Raw genomic sequence first — 24,641 nt, forward strand, 5'->3', positions numbered from 1 at the left:
TCGGGGATCAGCAGACGCGGCTGGCCGCTGCCGTGGGCCGGGGTGGGCTGTTTGGGTGCCCGCCGCGACGGCAGAGGTCGGCGCCAGAAGTCCACAGTGCTGGTCGAACGCGCGGCCAGGGCCAACCTTTCGGCCCGCCGGTCGCGGACCCGCGCCGAGCCGCACCGGCCGGACCGGCCGCCGGATCTGGGCCGGCCGGGTGCCGATGGACGGCCGCGCGGCCGTAATCGGTGGCGCGGTGTGCGCGGGTGTTCACGTTGCCGTGTCACGTCGTTAGCCTCGCTCCGTCACGCGTCGGCGTGACAGATCCGCGCCGGCTTCCCGGCGCAACAAGTGGGGGTAACACGCATGACCAGAAGGCTCCTCGGGCTCGTGGCCGCGCTCGCCGTCGCGGTGAGCGGTTCGCTGGCCGTCGCCGCCCCGGCGCACGCCGCCACCCCGGCCATCGAGATCACGAAGGTCTACTACGACTCGCCGGGTGTGGACAACCGCTCGAACAAGAGCCTCAACGCCGAGTGGGTGAGGCTGACCAACCGGCGGTCCACCACCATCAACCTGAAGAACTGGACGCTGCGCGACAAGGCCAACCACGTCTACAAGTTCAGCGGGGACTTCAAACTCGCCAAGGGCAAGAGCGTGGTCATCCACACCGGCAAGGGCACGAACACCGCCGGCCACCGTTACTGGGGCTCGGGCAACTACATCTGGAACAACACCGGCGACATCGCCTACCTGCGCAACGCCAGCGGCAAGCTGATCGACTCCTGCAAGTGGACGAAGAAGGGCAACGGCTACACCAACTGCTGAGCTGCCCGGGCCGGCCGACCCCCGCGGCCTCGGCCGGAGCAGGCGAGATCGTGCTCGATCGGGGATCGAGTGGCCTCACTGCGGTTGGCAGGCCACTCGATCCTGGATCGAGCGTGCTTCATGAGCGGAAGCCGGCCGTACCGGCGGGTGGGAAGCGATGCGGATCACTATCGTGGAGCGATGAGCGCGATGGTGGTCGCTTCGAACCTGCTCCACGTGCCGACGCGGATCGGCTGGTGGGTGTCGTGCTGAGGCGCGCGGTCCCCGTGCTGGTGGTGGCGTTGCTGCTGGCCACGCCGGTGGCGACAGCCTGGCTCGTCGGCGACCTGACCAACCGGGAGGCCCGACGGCTGGCCGCCGAGGGGGTACCGCTCGACTACTTCCTACGCCCGGTCAGCCTCGGCGCGACAGGCGACCGGGTGGTCGGCGTACTGGCCTGTGTGTTGGTGATCCTGTCGCTGGCGCTGCTGATCCGCGCCACCGCCACCCGTACGCTCGATTCGCGCTGGTGGACGGTGCTCCTGGCGTTGATGCTGTCCGGCGCCCTGATCGGCTTCGCCTGGCGGGTGATGACGGCCGGCGGGATCGGCGCCAACATCGGCGCCGGTCTCGTCGTCCTGGCCGGCGGCCCGGTGTTGCTGCTCCTCCTCATCGTCGCTGCCGTGCAGGCGTTCAGACTGCGCCGCCAACAGGCGGCGTGACAGCGACAATCGCCGTGATCGGCGCGGACTTCTAGACTTGTCGCTGTGAGGCACCCACGCCTTCGAACGTTGCAGCTCGGCTTCGGGTTCCTGCTTTGGGTCGTGGCGGGTTTCGGCCTGTGGCTCGGCTGGGCCGGGCAGGTCGTGTCGTCGCTCATGATCGCCGCAGGGCTCGTGGTCCACGGCCCGCGCCTCGTGACAGCGTGGCGCGAGAGGGGGTCGAAGCCAGCGGAACCGGCGGAGCGGGTTCTGCGGCACTATCCCAACTGGTGGTGACCGCAGCACTACTGGTCCGTCGGGGCGAACGTCTCTCGGGGCGGACCCGGCTCGACCCAGCTTCGGCCGCCGCGGAACTCGACTCCGGGCACGCCTTCGGCCACCCGACTGATGTCCGCCACGGCTCCGAGCGACGCCCCGATGCTGCCGCGCAGCTCGGCGGTCGCCGAATCGAGATCGTCAGCATGCCGTGGTCAGCCTCGGCTTGGAAGAAATGCCAGAGGGCACATCCAGCGACTGGATGTGCCCTCTTACCTCTGGTCGGGGTGGCCGGATTCGAACCGACGACCTCTTCGTCCCGAACGAAGCGCGCTACCAAGCTGCGCCACACCCCGAGGCGTGCCGACAAATAGTAGCCCACCCGTCCCGGGGGTCAAACTCGGTACCCCCGGGCGGCGGTCAGCGCGGGATCAGCGCCAGCAGGCTGGCCTCCGGCGGGCAGGCGAAGCGGACCGGGGCGGTCGGATGGGTGCCGAGGCCGGCGGAGACGTGCAGCCAGGAGTCCGAGCCGGGCCACCGGTGCAGGCCCTTCGCCATCGACCGGGGCAGCCCGCAGTTGGTCACCAGCGCCCCCACGCCGGGTACGCACACCTGGCCCCCGTGGGTGTGCCCGGCGAGCAGCAGCCCGAAGCCGTCGGCGGCCATCTCGTCGAGCAGCGCCGGCTCGGGGGAGTGGGCCAGGGCGATGGAGAGATCGGCCGAGGACGCCACCGGGCCGGCCACCGAGGCGTAGTCGTCCCGTTCGATGTGCGGGTCGTCGACCCCGACCATGTCGATCGCCCGGCCACCGGCCTTGACCGTGACCCGCCCGTTGTTCAGGTCCGTCCAGCCGGCCCCGGTGAAGACGTCGCGCAGCTCTTCGTACGGCAGCTCGATCCCCTCGGCGTACTCCCGGTCGGGCAGGAAGTAGCTGAACGGGTTCTTCCAGACCGGCCCGGTGTAGTCGTTGGAGCCGAAGACGAACGCGCCCGGGTAGTCGAGCAGTGGTTGCAGCGCCCGCAGCACACCGGGCACCGCCCCGGGGTGGGCCATGTTGTCCCCGGTGACCACGACCAGGTCGGGGTCGAGGGCGGCCAGCGACGCCACCCACTGCTGCTTGCGTAGCTGGTTGGGGGTCATGTGCAGGTCCGACAGGTGCAGTACGCGCAGCGGCTCGGTGCCGGTCGGCAGCACCGGGACGTCGAAGCGCCGGAGGGTGAACATGTTGCGCTCGACGAGCGACGCGTACGCCAGGGCGGCGGCGCCCGTCGCGACAGTGGCGGTCGCGAGCCGGAATAGTGTGCGCTTTCGCATGCCGATCAGGGTAGTTTGACCGTCCATGAGCACGCTGAAGGACCGCCTCACCGCCGACATGCGCGCCGCCCTGAAGGCCCGCGACGAGCTGACCACCTCCACCCTGCGGATGGCCCTGGCCGCCGTCGGCACCGCCGAGGTCTCCGGCAAGGCCAAACGCGAACTCAGCGACGACGAGGTGCTGGCCGTGCTGACCAAGGAGGCCAAGAAGCGCCGGGAGGCCGCGACCGCCTTCGCCGACGCGGGCCGCGCCGAGCAGGCCGCCAAGGAGACTGCCGAGGGCGAGGTGCTGGATCGCTACCTGCCGAAGCAGCTCTCCGACGACGAGCTGACCGAGCTGGTCGCGGGGGCGCTGGCCGAGGGCGGGTTCACCGACAAGGCGCAAATGGGGCCGGCGATGAAGGCGGCCCAGGCCGCGGTGGCCGGCCGGGCCGAGGGCGGTCGGGTGGCCGCCGCGGTCCGCAGCCAGCTCGGCCGCTAGGCCCGGGGTGCCGACCGGCTGGCCGAGGAGCCGGGCGAGGTGGGTGTCGCCGCCGCCTTCGCCAGCGGGCGGCAGGGCCACGGCCCGGCGTGCCAGCAGACGGGCCACTTCGAGGACGGCAGCAGCAGGGATCTCGTGCCGGGCCAGGTGGGCCTTCTGCTGTTCCTCACCCCGGTGCGGTTGAGGTCGCTGCGCCGAGTCATGGCGGTCACCGCCCGTGTGCGCGTACTCGGGTACCGGTCGGCGTATTCGGTTTCCCGCGGCATGCGAACGGGCGGGCACCCCAGGTGGGGTGCCCGCCCGTTCGGTTCGGGCTTGGCGAAGATCAGCCGCCGGGCCGGTCGTCCGGCGGGCGTCCCGGGCTGCTGGGCGGGGTGGACTGGCCGTTGCCCGGCCGGCCGTTCCCGTTGCCGTTCCCGTTGCCGTTGTCGTCGTTGCCGCCGCCGGCGCTGACCAGGATCGTCACGTAGCCGCCCTTGATGGTGCGGCCCTCAGGGCTGGTGCCGGCCGCCGTACCGGCCGGGCACTCGGAGGTGGTCCGACTGCCGGAGACGAGCGGCTGGAAACCGGCACCGGAGATGCGGGACTTCGCCCGCTCGATGTCCAGGCAGCGGACGCCCGGAATGGTGCGCTGGTCGCCGAGGGCGATCTTCTGACCCGGCGGGTCGAAGTTGATCGCCTTCTTGCCGTCCATGGCGGCCTTCAACGTCTCGTAGACCGGCGGGTTGATGCCGTCGGCCGGCTTGTGCTTCATCTTGACGTTGGTCTGCGGCCAGTCCGGGTCGGCCAGGATGCCGGCCACCGCGTACTGCTTGGTCATCGCGACCAGGGAGGCGGTCTTCTCCGCGTCGGTGGTGCCGGACTTGCCGGCGATGGGCTTGCCGACGATGTAGCGCCCCTCGGCGGCAGTGCGGCTGCCGCCGCACTTGGTGGTGGAGGAGTTGTCACCGACCGGGCAGCGGGCCACGTCCACGGCCGCCCGGGCCACCTCCGTGCTGAGCCGCTTCTCGCAGCGCGGGTTGGCCACGTCGAGCTTCTTGCCGTCCAGGTCGCGGATCTCCTGCACCGGGATCGGCTCGCAGTACTTGCCGTCGGCGGCCAGCGTGGCGTACGAGTTGGCCAGCTCCAGCGGGGTGACCTGCGAGACGCCCAGGGTGAAGGCGCCCCACTGGTGTGCGGCCTCCTTGTTGTTGGCGAACTTCGCGTCCTCGCTCTGCCGGAACTGGATGCCCAGACGCTTGGCCACGTCGACCACGTTCTCCGCGCCGACCTGCTGTTGCAGCGGGACGAAGTACGTGTTGGTCGAGGCCGAGAAGGCGCTCCACATGTCCTTCACGCCGCCGGGCTGCCGGTTGGAGTTGGTCGGGCAGTAGAGGTTGGTGCCCGGGCAGGCAGCCGGGCTGCTGCTGCTGATGATGTATTCGGACTTGAACTGCTGCGGCGCGTTGATGGTGTAGCTGAGCGGGATGCCCTTCTCCAACGCGGCCACGATGGTGAAGATCTTGAAGACCGAGCCGGCCTGGTACCCGGTGATCCCGTCACCGCCGGTCAGCAGCGGGTTCACCGTGTTCGGGTAGTTGCCGAGCTTGCCCTTGTTGCGCTGGACCGGGTCGCTGTGCGGCCGGTTCTTCGGAGCCTTCGGGTTGTCGAGCTTGTAGTTCCGGTTGGTCGACAGCGCCCGCACCCGGCCGGTGCCGGGCTCGACCACGGCGATCATCACGGCTTCCTTGGAGGTCACCGGCTTGGCCTTGCGGACCGCCTTGTCGGCGCCCTCCTGCGCCTGCTTGTCCAGCGTGGTGACGATCGTGTAGCCGCCGCTCTTGAGCCGCCGCTCCCGGTCGTACGAGGTCGAGCCGAACGTCTCCTGCGACATCCACCAGCGGTAGAAGTAGTCGCAGAAGTAGCCCCAGGCGTTCTTGTTGGCGGCGACGCAGCCGTTCGGCGCCCGCTTGCCCTTGACCACCAGCTTGACGGCCTTGGCCTTCTCGCCCTCCTCCTTGGTGATCGCGCCGGTCGTGACCATGTGGTCGATGACGTAGTCGCGTCGGGCGACCGCCTGCGGGTAACCGCTCTTGGTGGTCGGGTCGAACGACGTCGGCGCCTTGACCAGGCCGGCCAGCATGGCGGCCTCTTCGATCTTCAGGTCCTTCGGCGGCTTGTTGAAGTAGACCTGGCTCGCGGCGTAGACGCCGTACGCGCCGTTGCCGAAGGCGGCGAGGTTGAGGTAGCGCTCCAGGATCTCATCCTTGGACATTTCCTTGTCCAGTTGGATGGCGTACCGCATCTCGCGCAGCTTGCGGGCGCTGGTGTCCTCGGTGGCGGCGACCACGTCGGCCGGGTGGGTCGCCGAGTAGGCGATGGCCATCCGGACGTACTGCATGGTCAGCGTCGAGGCGCCCTGCCGGTCCTTGGTGGCGTCGCTGTTGTTGACGAAGGCCCGGGCGACGCCGTTGAGATCGACCCCGTTGTGCTTGTAGAACTGGTGGTCCTCGGCGGCAATGATCGCCTGACGCATGTAGGGCGAGATGTCGGCGAATTTCACCTCTCGCCGGTTCTCGTCGTACATGGTGGCCAGTGGTGTCTTGCCGTCCGAGGCAAGTAGATAACTGATCTGGGGTGCGCGGGCCACGGTCAGTTCCTTCGGCAGCGCGCCGAAGGTATCCGCGCCGGCCTTGGCGGCCAGGCCCGACATCGCCACCGCGGGAAATGCCGCCGCAGCCACCACCACGCCGGCCAACAGCCCACAGATGAGCAGCGATGCGGCGTTGGTCAGGACGTTATGGTCACGTTTCCGCATCCAGGTCACCTCGACAGGGTACGCGTACAGGTAGCGAGGGGCGCTGGGGCGTCTTTTCCCCATTTCCTGCGTGCGCCGGCCTCGTTGTGCTAGACGCGTGGCACTGGGTGTCCGGTTGCGTGATCCGTGTCGAGTTTCCTCCTTGCGGAGGTGGCCCGCAGCGTTTTCGCGGACTCCGGTGGGGTAAGCGGTGATCCCGAGCCCGAGAAGCCGGGAGTGTCCGGAATGATGGATTTGGCCGACAACGTTGCGTAATCGGGCAACTACAGAGCATGATGGGGGCGGCGACAGTGCCACATGTCGTCGGTGCCGCCTTTGGGGTAAGGCGCGCCGGACGACCGGGGGGAATGCCGGCTGGCCCGCGACGGCGTCGGTAGTACTGCAAGGGGGGACGTGTACAGATGGGCATGATCACTGACTGGCCGTCACTGGCGGCGTGTCAGAACGGGGACCCGGACGCGTTGTTCGTACAGGGCGCCGAACAGAACGTGGCCAAGCGGATCTGCCGGAGCTGCCCAGTCCGGTACGAGTGCCTGGCCGACGCGCTGGACAATCGGATCGAGTTCGGCGTGTGGGGTGGCATGACCGAACGGGAGCGCCGCGCGCTGTTGCGCCGCCACCCGCAGGTCACCAGCTGGCGCAAGATGTTCGAGGCGGCGATGAAGAAGAACGCCAAGGACAAGGCCGGCAAGGACAAGATCCTGGCGACCACCAGCAGTTGATCGGCGCGATCAGGAGCGGCTGATCGCCGCTGCGATCGTGCGTAGCCCGTCGACGTCGTGCACGTCGGCGGGCTGCGCCGTCACCGAGACCGTCGGCACCTGCGGGAACGCCTCGGTGAACCGCGCGGCCACCTGCTGCTCGCGTACCGCCTGCTCGGCCAGGGCGGCGTGCGCCCGCAGCACCTCGACGGTGCCCTCGTGGCCGCCGGCCGCGGCCAGCCGGTCGGCGGCGGCCCGGCTCTCCGGCGCGCCCAGCTCGGGCACCGCCGGGCGGTGCACCCGGTTGAGCACCAGGCCTGCGAGCGGCATGTTCTCCTCGCGCAGCCGGCCGGCGAAATAGGCGGCCTCTCGGACCGCGTCCGGCTCCGGCGCCGCGACCAGCAGGAACGCCGTCTCGCGCGCCTGCAGGATGCGGTACGTCTGCTCCGCGCGCTGCCGGAACCCGCCGAACATCGAGTCGAGCGCGGCCACGAAACCGGACAGGTCAGTCAGCAACTGCGCACCGATCACCTTCTGCACGATCCTGGAGAACATCCCGAAGGAGGCGGTGACGAGGCTGAACATGCTCCGTCCGCCGGTACGCGCCGGAGCCAGCAGCAGCCGCAGCATCCGCCCGTCGAGGAAGCGGGACAACCGGGCCGGTGCGTCGAGGAAGTCCAGCGCCGAGCGCGACGGCGGGGTGTCCACCACGATCAGGTCCCACTCGCCCCGGGCGTGCAGCTGGCCGAGCTTCTCCATGGCCATGTACTCCTGGGTGCCGGAGAAGGTGGAACTCATCGCCTGGTAGAAGGGGTTTGCGAAGATTTCCGCTGCCTTCGCCGGATCGGTGTGCGCGAGCACCACGTCGTCGAAGGTGCGTTTCATGTCGAGCATCATGGCGTGCAGTTCGCCGCCGCTGTCCTCGACGTCGATCCCCTTGACCCGCCTGGGCGTGTTGTCCAGCTCGGTCAGGCCGAGTGACTGGGCCAGTCGTCGGGCCGGGTCGATGGTGAGCACCACCGTCCGCCGGCCGTGCCGCTCGGCCGCGCGTAATGCGAGCGCGGCGGCCGAGGTCGTCTTGCCCACCCCACCCGCTCCGCAGCAGACCACGATCCGTACGCCCGGGTCGGCCAGGATCTGGTCGACGTCCAGCGGCGGCGCGGCGTTGTCGGAAGGCACCAATCGAGCGTATCGGGCCGACCCGGCAAACGCGCCAGGCCGAGGTCAGGTGTGAGTCAATCGCCGGGTACGAGAGCTGCGGCGAGGACGTCCAGCCCGGCGCGGTCCACCCCGTCGGGCAGGAACGGCAGCTCCACCAGGGGCACGCTCAGCTCCACCAGATCAGCGCGCAGCGAATCCTCCAACTCCCGGCGGATGACCTGGTCGCGCGCCTCCGCGTGGAGGCCGGCGACGATTCGCCGGTCGGCCGGCAGCCCGGCGGCACGCAGCCCCCGGCCCAGCTCGGCCTCGGTGACCAGCCGCCCCGCCGGCAGCGGCGGCCGGGCCCCGTTGACGATCACCCGGCGCACCCCGAAGCCCAGCGAGCTCAGTTCGTCGATCGCGTCGACCGTCTCCTGCACCGGCATCTCCTCGAGCAGGGTCACCACGTGCACCGCGGTCATCGGCGAGCGCAGCAGTGCCGCGACCCCCTCGCTCTGGGTCTTGATCGGGCCGACCTTGGCCAGCCGGGCGGTTTCGGCGGTCACGTTCAGGAAGCGGCCGATACGACCGGTGGGCGGGGCGTCCAGTACCACCGCGTCGTACACCCGCCGCTTGTCGACCGCGCGGGTGGTGGCCTCCTTGAGCTTGCCGGTGAGCAGCACATCGCGCAGCCCGGGGGCGATGGTGGTGGCGAAGTCGATCGCACCGAGCTTGCGCAGCGCCCGGCCGGCCGCGCCGAGCTTGTAGAACATGTCCAGGTATTCGAGCAACGCCTCCTCGGCGTCCACCGCGAGCGCGCACACCTCGCCGCCGCCCGGCGCGTCGGCCAGGTGCCGCTCGGCGTACGGCAGCGGCTCGGTGCCGAAGAGCTGGGCGATGCCCTGGCGTCCCTCCACCTCGACCAGCAGCGTACGCCGCCCACCGGCGGCCAGGCCCAGGGCCAGGGCGGCAGCCACGCTGGTCTTGCCCGTGCCCCCCTTGCCGGTCACCACATGCAGACGGGCGGGCCAATCGGTGCCGGCCCGGTCGGCCGGGCGCTGCGCTGCTCCCACCTGTCGAGCCTATCCAGGCAACGAGGTCAGGCGACCTCGCAGACCCACCAGCCGGTTTTGCGGATCACGGTGAAGCGCAGGTTCTGGTCGGCGATCTTCTCGTCGGCGGTGGTCACCGTCACCGTGGTGGTGACGGTGGCGCGGTCCCCGGTCTCGTTGTCCACCTTCGGGGTGTCCCAGCGGAACCGAGGGTTCTGGTAGGTCGAGGCGTATTTCTCGATCTCGGCGACCTTTGCCCGGATCTTGTCGTGGTCCCGGGAGGCGGTGCAGACCAGCTTGGCCGCCTTGGCCGCGTCCCGCTCCTGGTAGACCGCGGTGAGGAACTCGTCGACCGCCACCGACGGCTCCCGCGCGCCCTCGCCGGACTCGGTGTTGCGCAACGTCAGGAAGGCGGCCACGCCGCCACCGGCGCAGAGCAGCAGGACCACCGCCAGGGCGAGGGAGGCCATCAGGGCACCGCGTTTGGCGGGCGGGCCGGCCGGCGACTGGTACGGCGGATATCCGGGCGGGGGCGGCGGGACCGACGGACCCTGGGCGGCGTCCGGGCCGGACTGGTCCGCCGGAAGGTCCGTGGGGCCGGTCGCACCGCCGGCGGGTGGCTGGGTCATCGCGTCCCCCCGGGTGCGCCGCATCGCCGCGCGGGGCGGCGAGCGTGGGATAGGTGGCCGGGCTGAGCGCCCGTCCAGACCGGAAGGGTAGCGGTCCGGCTGCCCGGTGCGGAGGGCCCGGTGTCTCCCGCGCGGAACGGCGCGACCAGCTTCCCGCTGGTCGGGTGTCGCAAATGTGACCGAAAGCCATCGTCCGTGCGCGTCCTGTTGATGGGACCAGCGCACCGTCCTACCGTCGCTCCGGCACGCCCGGGCCGGGTCGGGTGCAGCGGCTCCGGACCGGCGGGCGGGGCCGTGACCAGGTACGACGCCCGGAGGCAGTGCATGCGCGACACGGACAACACCCCCCGAGCCCAGTTCCCGCAAGGGGCCCGAGGGGACCGCCGGACGGCCGGCGGTGACTCCCCCGGCCGGCTGCCGGTCAACGAGCGGTCGTACCGGCGGCCCGCCGAGGCGGCCAGCGCCGGAGAACCGGCCGGAGGGCGGGACGAAGAGGGCCCCGGGTACGTCATCCACCTGCCCATTCGGGTGACCAACCTGGCCGCCGCGATCGCACTGGCCGGCCGGGTGGCGACCTCGCTGAACTTCCTGCCCGAACTGGACGCCGGTGAGACCGAGGTGTCGACGGCCGACGACCAGAACAACCGGCACCGGGTCTTCTGCGACCTGCTGCTGCCCGACCGCACGCGCTGCCCCCAGCCGTACGACCACAACGGCCCCTGCGGCGAACGGCCGACCGCGCCGGAGCCGCGCCCCACGTCTGAGCAGCGTCCCGCGTCCCGACCGGCCGGTGGACCGTAGGCTGTGCCCCGAAGTGTCCACGCCACCGAGGGAGCCCTCCACCGATGCAGAAGTGGGAATACGCCACGGTCCCGCTGCTGGTCCACGCGACCAAGCAGATCCTCGACAACTGGGGTGAGGACGGCTGGGAACTCGTTTCCGTCGTCCCCGGGCCGAACCCGGAGCAGCTGGTCGCCTACCTGAAGCGGCCCAAGGCATGACCAACGGACCGCACGGAAAGTTGGCGGAACTCGGGCTGGAATTGCCGGAGGTGGTTCCGCCGGTGGCGAGCTACGTACCGGCGGTGCAGTCCGGGCAGCACGTGTACGTCTCCGGGCAGCTGCCGATGGCCGAGGGCAAGCTGCTGGCCACCGGCAAGGTCGGCGCCGGCGTCTCCGCCGAGCAGGCCAAGCAGCTCGCCCAGCGGTGCGCCCTCAACGCGCTCGCCGCGATCGATTCGCTGGTCGGTCTGGAGAACGTCGTCAAGATCGTGAAGCTGACCGGCTTCGTCGCCAGCGCACCCGGCTTCACCGGCCAGCCCGGCGTCATCAACGGCGCCTCGGACCTGTTCGGTGCCGTCTTCGGCGAGGCCGGCCGGCACGCCCGCAGCGCCGTCGGCGTCGCCGAGCTCCCGCTGGACGCCCCGGTCGAGGTCGAGGTCATCGTCGAGGTTTCCTGACCTCCCGCGATCTTGCAGTTTTCGCCCGGACGAAAGCCCCTCGGGAGGGCGAATCGGGGACCGGAACTGCAAGATCGCGGGGCCGCGCCCGTGGGGTCGTACGATCGCAGCCATGGGAGGGCATGTGACGGGGGCGGTGACCGCCCTCGCCAGCGAACTGCCGGAGTGGGTGACGTTGCTGCGCGCGCCCAATCCGGGGCCGATGACGCTGGACGGGACCAACACCTGGCTGCTGCGGGCCGCGCCCGGCGAGCCAGCCCTGGTGGTCGACCCGGGGCCGGCGGACGAGGCGCACCTTGCGGCGATCGCCGCGCAGGGGCCGGTCGGACTGGTGCTGATCACCCACGGCCACCCGGACCACACCGAGGGCTCGACCCGCCTACACGACCTGCTCGGCGGGGTTCACGTGCTGGCCGCCGACCCGGCGCACACCATCGGCGGAGAGCCGCTGTCCGAGCCCGGTGAGGAGTTCGCCGGCTTCGGCCTGGAGATCGATTTGCTCGCCACTCCCGGGCACACCGCCGACTCGGTCTGCTTCCTGGTCGAGCACGGCGACCGGCGGGTAGTGCTGACCGGCGACACCATCCTGGGCCGCGGCACCACCGTGGTCGCCCACCCGGACGGCCACCTCGGCGACTACCTGGCCAGCCTGGAACTGCTCTCGACGTACCGCGGGATTCCGGCGCTGCCTGGGCACGGCCCGGCGCTGGCCGACTGCGGTGCGGCCGCCGACTTCTACCTCGCCCACCGCCGCGCCCGGCTCGACCAGGTACGGACGGCGCTGGACGAGGGCGCGCATACCGCGGCCGAGGTGGTCGCGAAGGTCTACGCGGATGTGGACCGGTCGCTCTGGTGGGCGGCGGAGTGGTCCGTCCGCGCCCAACTGGAGTACCTGAGACGGGAATCCGACGGCGGCAGCTCGGGGTTGGACCGACCGTGACCTGCCCGGTGTGCGGAACCGTCGCCGTGCCCGGCGCCCGGTTCTGCCACAACTGCGGGGCCGCGCTGCCGGCCGCCGCCACCCTGCCCGCCGCCGAGCGTCGGGTGGTCACCGTGCTCTTCGGCGACCTGTCCGACTTCACCTCCTGGTCGGAGGACCTCGACCCGGAACGCGTCGGCGCGGTCACCGACCGGGTGCTGGCCGCCCTCGCCGGGGCGGTCAAGACCTTCGGCGGGCACGTCGACAAGCTGACCGGTGACGGGATCATGGCGGTCTTCGGTGCCCCGGTGGCGCACGAGGACGACGCCGAGCGTGCCGTCCGCGCCGCGTTGTCCATGCAGCGGGCGGTCCGCCGGGTGCTCGACGACGAGCGGGGCGGCGGCGCGCCGCTGGGCCTGCGGGTCGGGCTGAACACCGGCGACGTGATCGCCGGCATCCAGGCCGCCATCGAGTACACGGTCATCGGCGACACCGTGAACACCGCCGCCCGGCTGGCCGACGCCGCCGCCGTCGGCGCGGTGTACGCCGGTGCCCGTACCGCCGCGGCCACCCGGCACGTGGCCAGTTGGCGGGCGCTGCGCCCGTTGCGGCTCAAGGGCAAGCGCGAGCCGGTCGAGGCGTACGAACTGCTCGGCCTGCTGGACGCCCCGGGCACCCGCTCCGGCCTCGGTGACGAGGCACCGTTCGTCGGCCGGGAGACCGAGATCGGCCGGATCGCCGGCCGGCTGGCCGAGGTGATCGACCGGGGCGAGCCACGGGTGCTGCTGATGACCGCCGAGGCGGGCATCGGCAAGTCCCGGTTCGCCGCCGAGGTGGAACGCCTCGCCGCCGGTTACGACGTGGGCGCCGGGCGGTACGCCGCGCACACCGGCGCCCGGGTGCTCTCGGTACGCTGCGCCGCGTTCGGCGAGCGCCGCCGGCTCGCCCCCCTCGCCGACCTGGTACGCGCCGCCACCGGTCTGCCCAACGACGCGGCCACCGCGGTCACCCGCCCGGCGGTCGAGGAGCGGCTGCGCCGGCTCGGCCAGCGGCTCAGCCGCGCCCGCACCGACCAGCCCGCCCCGGTCGCCGTCGACCAACTGCTGGCCCTGCTCGGGTACGCCGAACTGCCCAGCCCCACCGACCCGGTCGAGTGGAGCAGCGCCCAGCCGCCGGCCGACGCCGACGCGGTGCCCAACGCCGTGGCCGACCTGCTCAGCGCGCTCGCCGCGGAGGCGCCGCTGATGGTGGTCGTGGACGACCTGCACGACGCCACCTCGGAGACCATCCGGGCGTTGGAGGTGACCCTGTCCCGACTCACCGGCCCGGTGCTGGTGCTGCTGCTCGGGCGGCCCGAGCTGGTGCGTACCGCCGGAACCCTGACCCGGGTCGCGGACGCCGAGGTGCAACCGCTGCCGCCGATGCGCGGCGCCGACGCCGCCCGGCTGCTCACCAGCTACCTCGGCGGCGGGCGGCTGCCCCAGGCCGACACCGACCGGCTGCTGGCCACCGCCCAGGGCAACCCGTTCTACCTGGCCGAACTGGTCACCCTGCTGATGGAGCGCGGCGCGCTGACTGCCGGGATGGGCAACGGCTGGCGGCTGGCGCCCGGCTCGCTCGGCAGCCGGCTGCTCTCCCGCGACCTCGCGGCGGTGCTCGCCGCCCGGATCGACGCCCTGCCCGCCGAGGCCCGTGCGGTGCTGCGGGACGCCTCGGTGGTCGGCGACACCGTGCCCGACGGCGCGCTGGAGGCGCTGCGGGAGCAGCGGGCCGGTCGGGACGGCCGGCCGGCCGCGGTGGCCGCGGTCGAGCTGGAACGGGCGGTGGACGAGCTGCTGCAACGCCGGATGCTGCACCGCACCCGCACCGGCTACGCCTTCGCCACCCCGCTGATGCGGGAGGCGGCGTACGCCGGGATCAGCAAGGCGGACCTGGCCGAACGGCACGCCGCGCTGGCCCGTTGGGCCGCGCCGGGGGACGGCGCCCCGGGCGGCTCGGGCGGCTTCACCGAGGTGGCCCGGGACGACTTCGTGGCCGGGCACGTCGAGCGGGCGACCCGGCTGGCCGACGCGGTCACGCTGCGCCCGGACGCGCCGGCCCGGGCGGTCGCACCGCTGGGCGTCGCCGCCCTCGGCCGGGCCGCGCGCCGGTCATTGCACGCGGGGGAACCGGCGCTCGCCGTCGAGTACGCCGAACGCGCCGCCGAGCTGGCCCGGGGCGACGTACCGGCCGTCGACCGGGTGGTGCACGCCCGGGCGCTGCTCCAGGTCGGCCGGGCCGCCGACGCGCTGGCCTTTGCCGAGAAGATCTCCGCGAACGCCGGGGACCAGGCGGCGACGCGGACCAGTGCCCTGCTGCTCGCCGGGCAGGCCCAGCAGGTGATGGGCGACCTGCGGCGGGCGGAGTCCTGCTGGCGGGAGGCGTTGCAGGTGGCTACCGACGCCGACCTGCCCTCGCTGCGCGCGTCGGCGATGCGCCGGTTGGGCATGGCGGACTTCCTCGCCGGCCGGCTCGGCCAGGCGAGCAGCCGGTTGGCGGCGTCGTACCAGGTCAGCTTGGCGGTGCAGGACCGCCGTGGGCAGGCGTGGTCGTTGCAGAACCTGGCCTGGGTGACCACCACCCGGGGCGACTTCGCCGGTACGGACGCGGTGCTCGGCCGGGCCGCCCGGCTCTTCGCCGAGCTGAAGGACCCGTACGGGCGGGCGTGGCTGCGCGGCACCACCGCGTTCGCCCGGCTGCTCGCCGGCCGGTTGCGCGACTCGCACCGGCTGGCCCGGATCTTCCTGCCGTTCGGCGAGCGGGTCGGCGAGGCGTGGGCGGTGGGCACCCTGCGGGCGGTCGACGCGTACGCCAACGCCGAACTGGGCGACCTGGCCGACGCCGACCGGGAGGCCCGCCGGGCGTACCGGGACTTCGCCGCCGCATCGGACGACTGGGGGCAGGGCTTCGCCCTGGTCGTCCGGGGGGTGGTCGCCCGAGGGCTGGGCGAGCCGGAGCACGCCGCAGACCTGCTCACCGACGCGCTGTCGTACGCCCACCGGACCGCCCACCCGCTGCTCACCGGGATGGCCGGCACGCTGCGCGGTTTCGTGGCGCTGGACATGGGCGACGTGGCCGCCGCCGAACGCGACGCCCGGGCGGTGCTGACCACCGTGGAGCCGCACAACCCGCAGGCGCCGGCGCAGGTGGCCCCTCGGGTGCTGCTGGCCACGGCCCGGCTGGCGGCCGGCGACTCCGGCACCGCGGTCGGGCTGCTCGCCCCGGTCGCCACTGCCGCCGCGACCACGCCCTCGCTGCTGTTCTCCCGGCGGCAGTCGATGGCGCGCTACGCCTCGGCCCTGCTCGCCCACGGGCAGTGTGAGCAGGCGCTGGACTGGGCCCGCCGGGCGGTGAACGCGCCGGCCGAGGACGTCCGTAGCCAGGTGATCGCGGCAAGCGTGCTCGCCGAGGCGTTGGCCGCCTGCGGCCAGCCGCAGGCGGCGTTGGCCAGCGCCGAGGAGGCCGTCCGCCTGGCGTACGGCACCGAGCAGCGCAGCGAGCGGGCCGCCGCCGAGGCACTGTGGGCCCGTCTCCGCAGCACCTGACCACCTCCGCCCGTCCTCTTCTCGCATCCCGGATCGACCGTGCCGTCCGGCGGGCGGTCCGCCCGATTCGTCCGCCGGTGGGGGCACCAGGGGCAGGTCTGTCGGTTTCGGGGATGTGGCCTGTCGGGGGTGGCCGCTAGCGTGGCATTTGCACGCGGAGGTCACTATGGACAGCCGTGCCGTCGAAGGGGAGGGCCCAGATGAGGCTGCCGCGTTCGGTCGCGGGTTGGACGATCGCGGTGTTCGGCGTGTTGGCGCTGGTGATGGGCGCGGTCGGGCTGCTCTGGCCGGAGGCGCTGCTGGGGATGCTCGGCTTCGAGATACCGGAAACCCGCGCACCGGGCGACTACACCGGCGTGTTCGTGACGGCGTCGTCGATGGCCTCGTTCAACATGGGTGTCTACTACCTGCTCGCCACCGCTACCGAGTGGCGCGCGTTCTATCGCTTCACGGTGGTGTTCCGGCTGGTCACGTTCACCGTGTTCACCCTCGCGGTGCTGGCGGACGTCGCACCCGGCCGGTTCTTCGGGGTGGCGGCCTGGGAGGGCGTGGGCGCGCTGGCCACCGCCGCTGGGCTCTGGTGGGACGCCCGTCGGTCGGCCCCGGCCGGCGACGGGCCGTCGGACGGTGACGCGTCGTCGGGCTCGGCCGGGAGCGCGGCGGTGGGCGGCACCGATGGCGCGGCGGGTGACGGTGACGGTCCGGTGGCCTTGGCCGGTGAGCCGGTGCCGGGCGACCGGCGTGGCACCGGGACGCGGGGCGCGGGGCCGGCCACCGATGCGGTTCACTGAGCGACCGGTCGGGTTGGGTATTTTCGAGGTTGTGACCGACACCCCGCCCGGCGCTCTGCCGACGCCCATTGTGCCCGGTCTGACCGATTTGCAGGTCTTTGCCCGAGGTGGGTACGCGACGGTTTACCGGGCCACGCAGATCTCCGTGGGCCGTGAGGTCGCGGTCAAGGTGGAGAATCGCACCCTGGCCAGCGATCGGGACCAGGCGCGCTTCCTGCGCGAGGCGCGGGCGGCCGGCCGGATGTCGTCCCACCCCCACGTGGTCGACCTGTTCGACGTGGGCGTCACCATCGACCAGCACCCCTACCTGATCATGGAGCTCTGCGACGGGTCGTACGCCGAGCGGATGCGGACCTCGCCGCTGGGGGCCGCCGAGGCCCGGGACCTCGGCGTCAAGATCGCGGATGCGCTGGCCCACTCGCACGGCGCCGGCGTGCTGCACCGCGACGTGAAGCCGGCCAACATCCTCTACTCGCACTTCAACTCGGCAGTGCTGGCCGATTTCGGGCTGGCCGTGGTCGCCGAGATGCGGGATGCCTCCGTCGCCCTGGAGGTGCTCACGCCGGCGTACGCGCCGCCGGAGATGTTCAGCCACAGCCCACCGTCGCCGGCCGTCGACGTGTACGCGCTCTGCGCCACGCTCTACGCGGTCATGCACGGGCGGCCGCCCCGCTGGCAGGCCGAGCGCAATCCCAGCCTGGTCACCGTGCTGGAGATGTTCCACCAGCCGATCCCCAGCCTGCCCGGGATCCCGGACGCCCTGGTCGACGTGCTCCGCGCCGGCATGGCCAACGACCCGGGAGACCGGCCCTCCGCCCTGGAACTGCACGACCTGCTCGCCAACCTGCCGCTGGATACTCCGGGAGCCTCGACGGGCGGGGCGACGGTCCCGGTCGGCGGTGCCACCGCCACCGGCCGGTACGACGCCGCCCGTCCGCAGCGGGCCGCCGTGCCTACCGCTGAGGCCGCCTCCGGTGGCGCCTCCGATCGTCGCTGGCGGCGGCGCTGGTTCCTCGGCGCGGCCGGTGTGGTCGCGTTGGCCGCGTCGGCCGGCGTCGGCGCCTGGGCGGCCGGTGGTGCCCCGGCGCCACAACCCACCACGCTGCCCCGCCCGGCGGCGACCGGCGTGCTCCGTCCGGGCTGCGCCACCCTGCCCGATGCGCTTCCGAACGGTGCCCAGTGCGCGGTGGAGCTGGAGTGCTTCGGGCCGGTGCAGGTGCGCGGTCAACGGGCCACGGCCAGCCGGGTGCCGTGCGACACCCGGCACACCTGGGAGAGCTACGCCGAGGGGAAGTTGCCCGCCGCCCTGGCCGGCGCCGACCACGAAGAGATCGTCGCGGATTCGACCGTGCGCCGGGTCTGCAACGAGGAGACCTTCCGGCTGGTCAGCGGGATCCGCCAGTCGGCCGGGTGGAATCTGGAGGTGCTGCCGCCGACCGACCCGGACGTCGACCCCACGTACCGGTGTCTGGCCGGGCGGGGCCTGGACGGGCTCGCCTCGCCCACCCTCACCAGTCGCTGACGACCCGGCCGTAGGCCGGCGCCGTGCTCACCGGTGGCTGTCGCCGCGGTGGTACCGCTCGCGCATCGAACGGACCGCGTCCCGGTCGCCCAGCGTCTCAAGCGTGTCCGCGTCGATGCCGGGCGGCTGGGTCTCAGGATGCCGGGAAGGCTGATCCGGATCCCGCGAGTCGTCGGCGTCACGCTGCCGGGCGGCGGTCGCCGCCACTCCGGCGACGGTGGCGAGCAGGACGCAGAGCAGGGCCATCGCCACTCCCAGCAGGTCCTGCCGGCGCCCGAGGACGAGCGTCGCGAGCAGCCAGAACGCCGAGAGTCCCGCGACCACCGCCACCATCCGCGCGTCGGGTCGGGGAAACCGTCTCATGCGTCCAGAATGTCGGAGATTGTCGATCTGTCAATAGCAGTTGCGTCGCCAGAAAGTAACAGCTGGTAATAAGAGCGTCCGGGATGAAGAGGTCGTTACATCGCCGCGCGCTTTGTTGGCTTTGGGGGGTTGTTCGGGCATCGGCCATTGCCCGACATCTCTAGAGTGGCGATGGTCGAGTGTCGACTCGACGTGTCCCATACCCCACCGGAAGGCGTCCACATGCCACGACCAATCCGGGCCCTGGCCGCAGCAGGACTCGCCGGCGTACTCCTCGCCGGGGTGGCGGTCGCACCCGCCACTGCCGCTCCCACCACGGTCGCCAGCAAGGCCCCGTACTTCTCGCACCGCACCAGCAAGCTGGAACAGAAGCGGGTCGACCGGGTGCCTACGCCCAAACTGGACTGGTACCGCTGTTACGACTACGCCGAGTGCGCCACCGTCCGGTTGCCGTTGGACTACGACAAGCCGAAGGGCGCGAAGACCGAGATCGCCGTGCTGCGGGTCAAGGCGCGGGACCAGAAGCGCAAGATCGGCAGCCTCTTCCTCAACCCGGGCGGGCCGGGTGGTTCAGGCACGAGCATCGCCCTCGCCGCGCCGTACTTCCTCGGTGACGACGTGCTCGACCGCTTCGATGTGATCGGCGTCGACCCGCGCGGCGTCAACGCCAGCGACCAGGTCAAGTGCTTCAAGTCGGTGAAGGACCAGACCCGGGCGTACGAGGGGCTCGACGTCGCCTTCCCGTACACCAAGAAGGAAGAGAAGGCGTACGTCGCCGCCTCGAAGCGGGTCGGCAAGGCCTGCTCGACCACCGGCAAGCCGCTCAGTGGTGCGATGTCGACCGCCGAGGTCGCCCGCGACATGGACGTGCTGCGCCGGGCGGTCGGCGACAAGAAGCTGACCTACCTGGGCTTCAGCTACGGCAGCGTGCTCGGGCAGTACTACGCGAACATGTTCCCCGACCGGGTACGCGCCCTGGTGATCGACGGCGTGCTGGACGCGCGGGCCTGGTTCGGCAAGGGGAAGTCCGGCAACGTCCTCCAGGAGGACCGGATGCGCAGCGCGCAGGGTGCCACCAAGGCGCTGCGCGAGATCCTGAAGCGGTGCAAGGCCGTGGGGGTGGCCGCCTGCCCGCTGGCCGACGGTGACCCGGCCGCCAAGTTCGAGCTGCTGACCAAGCGGCTGAAGGCCAAGCCGCTGGTGATCGACGACCCGGACTTCGGCCAGTTCACCGTCACCTACGCCGACTTCATCTCCTTCATCCTCGGCGGCCTGTACGGCCCGTACGGCTACTACGATGTCGCGTTCATGACGGCGGAGCTGTTGGTGCTGACCGACCCGTCGGCGAAGAAGACGGCCCGTGAGCAGGCCCGCACCTCCGTCGTCGAGCTGGCCGCCGAGGCCCGCAAGCAGGCCCGCGCCTACGACTTCCCGTACGACAACGGCCTGGAGACCTTCCTCGGGGTGGACTGCACCGACGCGAACCACCCGAAGAACGCCGGCTCGTGGCCGAGCCGGGCGGCCAAGGCCGACCAGCGCGACAAGTACTTCGGTCGGCTCTGGGCCTGGATCAGCGCGCCCTGCGCCCGGGACACCTGGACCGTGCGGGACGAGGACCGGTACACCGGCCCGTTCAACCGGCGGACCGCCAACCCGGTCCTGGTCGTCGGCAACTACTGGGACCCGGCCACCAACTACAAGGGTGCGGTCGCCTCGGCCAAGCTGCTGCCGAACAGCCGCCTGCTGTCCAGTGACAGCTGGGGGCACACCGCGTACGGCACGTCTGCCTGCACCACCCGTGCGGTCGACGCGTACCTGCTCCGGCTGACGCTGCCGAAGAAGGGCAAGGTCTGCGTCGGTGACATCCAGCCGTTCGAGGACCTGCTGGAGCCGGAGGCCGCCGTGCGGGCCGACTCGTCCAAGAGCGACCTGGCCGCTCAGGGCGCGCCGCGGCGCGGCGCACCCAAGCAGCTGCCGCCGGTGGTCGCGCCGCTGCCGGCCGTCGGCTCGCTGAACGGCCGCTGAACAACCCGGGGTACGGCGGGCGGGTGACCGCCCGCCGTACCCCGGCCCACCGGCGTGAGCCGCGCTCAGTACGACTTGTCCTGGCCGAGGACGTGTTGGGCGACGAAGTTGAGGATCATCTCGCGGCTGACCGGGGCGATCCGGCCCGCCCGTACCGCCCCGAGCAGGGTCGCCACGCCGTACTCGGTGGTCATGCCGGCGCCGCCGAGGGCCTGGACGGCGGTGTCGACGGCGAGCGCGGCGGCGTCGGCGGAGGCGTACTTGGCCATGTTGGCGGAGACGCCGGCCTCCAGGTCACGGCCGGCGTCGTAGAGCACCGCCGCCTTCTGGATCATCAGCCGGGCCAGCTCCACCTGCACCGCTGCGTGCGCCAGCGGATGCGACACGCCCTGGTGGGTACCGATCGTGCGCCCACCCCACACCGAGCGGGTCGAGGTGTACTCGGACGCCCGCTCGGTCGCGTACCGGCCGGTGCCGGCGCCCATCGCGGCGACGGTGATGCGTTCCGGGTTGAGGCCGGAGAAGAGGGCCGGGAGGCCGGCGTCCAGGGATTCGCCGACGAGGGCGTCGGCGGGCAGGCGCACCTCGTCCAGGTAGAGCAGGAACTGGTTTTCCGGGGACAGGATCTCCATGTCCAGCTTGGACCAGGTCAGCCCGGGAGCGTCGGTCGGCACGATGAACAGCGCCGGCTTCAGTTTCTGTGGCGCGGCGTCCGGTGAGCCGGCATCGCCGTCCTCGACGGCGACCCGGGCCACCACCAGGACATGGTTGGCGTTGTCGACCCCGGAGATGTAGCACTTGCGGCCGGAGATGACCCAGTCGTCGCCGTCGCGGCGGGCGACCGTGCCGAGGCGGTGGAAGTTCGAACCGGCCTCCGGCTCGGTGATCGCGAAGACGATCTTCTGCGAGCCGTCGGCCAGGCCGGGCAGGTGGCGCTTGCGCTGCTCCTCGGTGCCGTGCTTGTTGATCACGGTGGCGGCGATGGCGGGGGAGACGACGAGCAGCAGCAGCGGGCAGCCGGCGGCGGCCAGCTCCTCGCAGACGATGGCCAACTCGGTGATGCCGCCGCCTCCGCCGCCGTACTTGGTGGGGATGTTGACGCCGAGGTAGCCGAGCCGGCCCGCCTCGTGCCACAGCTCGGTGGTGTGCTCGCCGGCCTTGGCCTTCGCCACGAAGTAGCGGTGGCCGTACCGCTTGCCCAGCGACCGGACGGCGTCGCGGAGCTGGTCCTGTTCGGGGCTGAGGTCGAAGTTCATGACGATGTCTCCTCAAGAGGGTTCACCACGGCCAGCACGGCACCCGTCTCGACCTGCCCACCGGCCGGCACCGGCAGCTCGGTGACCACGCCGTCGGTCGGGGCAAGCACGGGGTGTTCCAGCTTCATCGCTTCCAGGGTCAGCAGCGGGTCACCGGCGGCGACCCGCTGGCCGACCTCGACGTGCACCCGGGTCACCGCGCCGGGCAGCGGGGCGAGCAGCGACCCGGCGGCCAGCTCCGCGGTCGGCAGGGGGAAGCGCGGCAGCTCGACCAGGCTCACCGCCCCGTCCGGGCCGTCCACGAAGACCTCCGACCCAGCCTGGTGTACGCGGTACACCCGCCGCACCCCGTCGACGTCGAGCACGACACGCTCCGGGGTGGCCTCAAGCAGGGTGACGGCCGGGGGCGGCTCGGCCTCGGTGGGCTCGCGGGCGGGGCCGGGCCCGGCGACCGGCGACGCCGACCATTCGGCGAGCGCGCCGGTGCGGTCCAGCCGGTAGCGGAGCTCGATCTCGCCATCCGGCCCGTCGAAGTGGGCGACCTGCGGGAAGGCGGGCACGTTCCGCCAACCGGAGGGCAGTCCGGCCAGCACTGGCGCGGCGGCCCGGCGGGCGTCTGCCGAGGCGAGCGCCGCCGCGAGCGCGACCACGGGGAGCTGCGCGACGGGCAGTAGTGGAGCGAAGACCTCGGGGTGCCGATCGAGGAAGCCGGTGTCGACCTCGACCGCGCCGAACTGCCGGCTGCGCAGCACCCGGACCAGCAGGTCGCGGTTGGTCGCCACGCCGTGGATCTCGGCCCGGGCCAGCGAGCTGGCCAGCATCCGGGCGGCCTCGTCCCGGGTCCGCCCCCAGGCGATCACTTTGGCCAGCATCGAGTCGTAGTGCATGCCGATCACCGAGCCGTCCGCCACGCCGGAGTCGAGCCGCACGCCCTCGACCCGGGTGAACTCGCCGGCCACCCCGGGAATCGTGAACCGGTGCAGGGTGCCGGTCGCCGGGCGGAAGCCCTGGGCCGGCTCCTCGGCGCAGAGGCGTACCTCGATCGCGTGGCCCTCGACCGGCGGTGTCGCCGCCAGCGGCAGAGGTGAACCCTCGGCGACCAGCAGTTGCAGCCGGACCAGGTCCAGCCCGGTGACCGCCTCGGTGACCGGATGCTCCACCTGGAGGCGGGTGTTCATCTCCAGGAAGTGGAACGCGCCGTCCGGGGCGAGCAGGAACTCCACCGTGCCCGCGCCGACGTAGTCGACCGCCCGGCCGGCGGCCACCGCTGCCTCGTGCAGCCGTTCCCGCAGCTCCGGCGGGACGACCGCCGGTGCCTCCTCGACGATCTTCTGGTGCCGGCGCTGGACCGAGCAGTCCCGCTCGCCGAGGGCCAGGATCGTGCCCTGCCGGTCGCCGACGATCTGCACCTCGACGTGGCGGCCCCGCTCGACGTACCGCTCGATGAAGACCGTGCCGTCGCCGAACGCCGACGCCGCCTCGCGGCGCGCGCTCGCGATCGCCTCGGCGAGCCCGGCCGCGTCCCGGACGATCCGCATGCCGCGACCGCCGCCGCCGGCCGACGCCTTCACCAGCACCGGGAAGCCGGTGACCTGCTCCTCCGCGGTCCAGGTGGGCAGCATCGGCACGCCCGCGTCGGCGAGCAGTGCCTTGGCGGCCAGCTTGTCGCCCATCGCGGCGATCGCCTTCGCCGGCGGGCCGACCCAGGTCAGGCCGGCGTCGGTCACCGCCGCGGCGAAGTCGGCGTTCTCGGCGAGAAAGCCGTAGCCCGGGTGTACGGCGTCCGCGCCGGCCTTACCGGCCGCGTCCAGGAGCGCCTCGATCCGCAGGTACGTCCCCGCGGGCGTGTTCCCCGGCAGGCGGACCGCCTGGTCGGCCTCGGCGACGAAGGGCGCGTCGGTGTCCGCGTCGGAGTGCACGGCCACCGTCTGGATGCCGAGTGCGCGGCAGGTGGCGAAGACCCGGCGGGCGATCTCCCCCCGGTTGGCCACCAGCAATCTCGTGATCATGTGAGCTGAGCCTGCCTTTCGTTCGCGACTGCGGTACTCCGCTTCGCTGCGTTCCTCGCGCTCACGGGGATCACATCCGGAAGACGCCGAAGCCGTCGGCGCCCTTGACCGGTGCGTTGTGGATGGCCGACAGGCAGAGCCCGAGGACGGTACGGGTGTCCCGGGGGTCGATCACCCCGTCGTCGTACAGCCGCCCGGAGAGGAACAGCGCACCGGACTGGGACTCGATCTGCTGCTCGACCATCATTCGCATCGCCGCGTCGGAGTCCTCGTCGAACTCGCGGCCCCGCGCGGCGGCGGCCTGCCGGGCCACGATGGACAGCACCCCGGCCAGTTGTGCCGGGCCCATCACCGCCGACTTCGCGTTCGGCCAGGTGAACAGGAACCGGGGCTCGTACGCCCGCCCGCACATGCCGTAGTTGCCCGCGCCGTACGAGGCACCCAGGTTCACCGTCAGGTGCGGCACGGTCGAGTTCGACACCGCGTTGATCATCAGGGCGCCGTGCTTGATGATGCCGCGCTGCTCGTACTCGGTGCCGACCATGTAGCCGGTGGTGTTCTGGAGGAAGATCAGCGGGGTGTCGGCGGCGTTGGCCAACTGGATGAACTGGGTGGCCTTCTGCGCCTCCTCGCTGAACAGCACGCCTCGCGCATTGGCGAGTACGCCGACCGGGTACCCGTGCAGCTCGCCCCAGCCGGTGACCAGTGCGGTGCCGTAGGCCGGCTTGAACTCGTCGAACTCGCTGCCGTCCAGCACCCGGGCGAGCACCTCGCGCGGGTCGAACGGCACCTTGAGGTCGGCGCTGACGATGCCGAGCAGCTCCTCGGGGTCGTAC

At 72.0% G+C, this 24,641-nt stretch carries 20 protein-coding genes, 1 tRNA gene and 1 pseudogene; 12 read left to right on the forward strand and 10 right to left on the reverse strand.

The genetic code is table 11. From position 1 onward, the window contains the following. The first annotated feature begins 348 nt into the window (after positions 1-348). Positions 349-807, forward strand: coding sequence for a lamin tail domain-containing protein (locus C1I95_RS05835; RefSeq protein ID WP_111212731.1), 459 nt, complete (start codon positions 349-351; stop codon positions 805-807). Between the two features lie 245 nt (positions 808-1,052). After that, the gene (locus tag C1I95_RS05840) at positions 1,053-1,508 is read left to right on the forward strand and encodes a hypothetical protein (RefSeq protein WP_146605643.1); all 456 of its coding nucleotides are present in this window, start codon (positions 1,053-1,055) and stop codon (positions 1,506-1,508) included. Between the two features lie 534 nt (positions 1,509-2,042). On the opposite strand, the gene C1I95_RS05850 is transcribed toward C1I95_RS05840, so the two are convergent. Together C1I95_RS05850 and C1I95_RS05855 are read right to left on the reverse strand one after the other, a co-directional pair. Continuing rightward, a tRNA-Pro gene (locus C1I95_RS05850) sits at positions 2,043-2,119 on the reverse strand. A 64-nt stretch (positions 2,120-2,183) separates the two neighbouring features. Continuing rightward, on the reverse strand, positions 2,184-3,077 hold the full coding sequence (locus C1I95_RS05855) for a metallophosphoesterase (RefSeq protein ID WP_111212747.1): 894 nt from the start codon (positions 3,075-3,077) through the stop codon (positions 2,184-2,186). 25 nt (positions 3,078-3,102) lie between these two features. Between C1I95_RS05855 and C1I95_RS05860 the strand changes: the two genes are divergently transcribed. After that, positions 3,103-3,558, forward strand: coding sequence for a GatB/YqeY domain-containing protein (locus C1I95_RS05860; RefSeq protein ID WP_111212734.1), 456 nt, complete (start codon positions 3,103-3,105; stop codon positions 3,556-3,558). 325 nt (positions 3,559-3,883) lie between these two features. Here the strand turns inward: C1I95_RS05860 and C1I95_RS05865 are convergent, their stop codons facing one another. Next, positions 3,884-6,355, reverse strand: coding sequence for a penicillin-binding protein (locus C1I95_RS05865; protein WP_111212748.1), 2,472 nt, complete (start codon positions 6,353-6,355; stop codon positions 3,884-3,886). A gap of 401 nt (positions 6,356-6,756) precedes the next feature. Between C1I95_RS05865 and C1I95_RS05870 the strand changes: the two genes are divergently transcribed. Beyond that, positions 6,757-7,077, forward strand: a complete 321-nt coding sequence (locus tag C1I95_RS05870; RefSeq protein WP_111212735.1) for a WhiB family transcriptional regulator — start codon at positions 6,757-6,759, stop codon at positions 7,075-7,077. Between the two features lie 9 nt (positions 7,078-7,086). On the opposite strand, the gene bagB is transcribed toward C1I95_RS05870, so the two are convergent. From bagB to C1I95_RS05885, 3 genes are read right to left on the reverse strand one after another with little or no spacing between them, the layout of a single operon-like run. Next, positions 7,087-8,238 carry an ArsA family ATPase gene (bagB, locus tag C1I95_RS05875; protein WP_199523622.1) on the reverse strand — a complete coding sequence of 384 codons (1,152 nt, stop codon included), beginning with the start codon at positions 8,236-8,238 and terminating at the stop codon, positions 7,087-7,089. 53 nt (positions 8,239-8,291) lie between these two features. Beyond that, entirely contained in the window at positions 8,292-9,269 is a 978-nt protein-coding gene (bagA, locus tag C1I95_RS05880) for an ATPase BagA (protein WP_111212737.1), read from the reverse strand. Positions 9,270-9,295: 26 nt separating this feature from the next. Continuing rightward, positions 9,296-9,877, reverse strand: coding sequence for an Rv0361 family membrane protein (locus C1I95_RS05885; protein WP_111212749.1), 582 nt, complete (start codon positions 9,875-9,877; stop codon positions 9,296-9,298). Positions 9,878-10,201: 324 nt separating this feature from the next. Here C1I95_RS05885 and C1I95_RS05890 point away from each other — a divergent pair, with 324 nt between their 5' ends. From C1I95_RS05890 to C1I95_RS05920, 7 genes and pseudogenes are all read left to right on the forward strand, one after another. Continuing rightward, complete coding sequence (locus C1I95_RS05890) at positions 10,202-10,678, forward strand: hypothetical protein (RefSeq protein ID WP_111212738.1); 477 nt, start codon at positions 10,202-10,204, stop codon at positions 10,676-10,678. A 44-nt stretch (positions 10,679-10,722) separates the two neighbouring features. After that, complete coding sequence (gene sp36 / locus C1I95_RS05895; RefSeq protein WP_013736319.1) at positions 10,723-10,878, forward strand: Sp36 family protein; 156 nt, start codon at positions 10,723-10,725, stop codon at positions 10,876-10,878. Beyond that, the gene (locus C1I95_RS05900) at positions 10,875-11,336 is read left to right on the forward strand and encodes a RidA family protein (RefSeq protein ID WP_111212739.1); all 462 of its coding nucleotides are present in this window, start codon (positions 10,875-10,877) and stop codon (positions 11,334-11,336) included. The genes sp36 and C1I95_RS05900 overlap by 4 nt, the downstream gene beginning before the upstream one ends. A 112-nt stretch (positions 11,337-11,448) precedes the next feature. Then, positions 11,449-12,276 (forward strand): MBL fold metallo-hydrolase, encoded by an 828-nt coding sequence (locus C1I95_RS05905; RefSeq protein WP_111212740.1) that lies wholly within the window; start codon positions 11,449-11,451, stop codon positions 12,274-12,276. After that, a complete protein-coding gene (locus C1I95_RS05910) occupies positions 12,273-15,839 on the forward strand; it encodes an adenylate/guanylate cyclase domain-containing protein (RefSeq protein ID WP_111212741.1) in 3,567 nt (1,188 codons plus the stop codon). Before C1I95_RS05905 ends, C1I95_RS05910 begins: the two co-directional genes overlap by 4 nt. A gap of 200 nt (positions 15,840-16,039) precedes the next feature. Beyond that, positions 16,040-16,489: pseudogene (locus C1I95_RS05915) on the forward strand (hypothetical protein); the annotation flags it as partial. A 172-nt stretch (positions 16,490-16,661) separates the two neighbouring features. After that, complete coding sequence (locus C1I95_RS05920) at positions 16,662-18,152, forward strand: serine/threonine-protein kinase (protein ID WP_111212742.1); 1,491 nt, start codon at positions 16,662-16,664, stop codon at positions 18,150-18,152. 27 nt (positions 18,153-18,179) lie between these two features. Here C1I95_RS05920 and C1I95_RS05925 read toward each other — a convergent pair whose 3' ends face one another. Next, positions 18,180-18,515, reverse strand: coding sequence for a hypothetical protein (locus tag C1I95_RS05925; RefSeq protein ID WP_146605644.1), 336 nt, complete (start codon positions 18,513-18,515; stop codon positions 18,180-18,182). 222 nt (positions 18,516-18,737) lie between these two features. Here C1I95_RS05925 and C1I95_RS05930 point away from each other — a divergent pair, with 222 nt between their 5' ends. Continuing rightward, positions 18,738-20,540, forward strand: coding sequence for an alpha/beta hydrolase (locus C1I95_RS05930; RefSeq protein WP_111212744.1), 1,803 nt, complete (start codon positions 18,738-18,740; stop codon positions 20,538-20,540). A 65-nt stretch (positions 20,541-20,605) separates the two neighbouring features. On the opposite strand, the gene C1I95_RS05935 is transcribed toward C1I95_RS05930, so the two are convergent. From C1I95_RS05935 to C1I95_RS05945, 3 genes are all read right to left on the reverse strand, one after another. After that, positions 20,606-21,796, reverse strand: a complete 1,191-nt coding sequence (locus C1I95_RS05935) for an acyl-CoA dehydrogenase family protein (RefSeq protein ID WP_111212745.1) — start codon at positions 21,794-21,796, stop codon at positions 20,606-20,608. Further along, positions 21,793-23,805, reverse strand: coding sequence for an ATP-binding protein (locus C1I95_RS05940; RefSeq protein ID WP_111212746.1), 2,013 nt, complete (start codon positions 23,803-23,805; stop codon positions 21,793-21,795). The genes C1I95_RS05935 and C1I95_RS05940 overlap by 4 nt, the downstream gene beginning before the upstream one ends. A gap of 70 nt (positions 23,806-23,875) precedes the next feature. Next, the coding region (locus C1I95_RS05945) for a carboxyl transferase domain-containing protein (protein ID WP_325048779.1) at positions 23,876-24,641 on the reverse strand (766 nt) is incomplete at its 5' end.

The sequence above is a fragment of the Micromonospora craterilacus genome (genome assembly GCF_003236315.1).
GTDB lineage: Bacteria > Actinomycetota > Actinomycetes > Mycobacteriales > Micromonosporaceae > Micromonospora > Micromonospora craterilacus.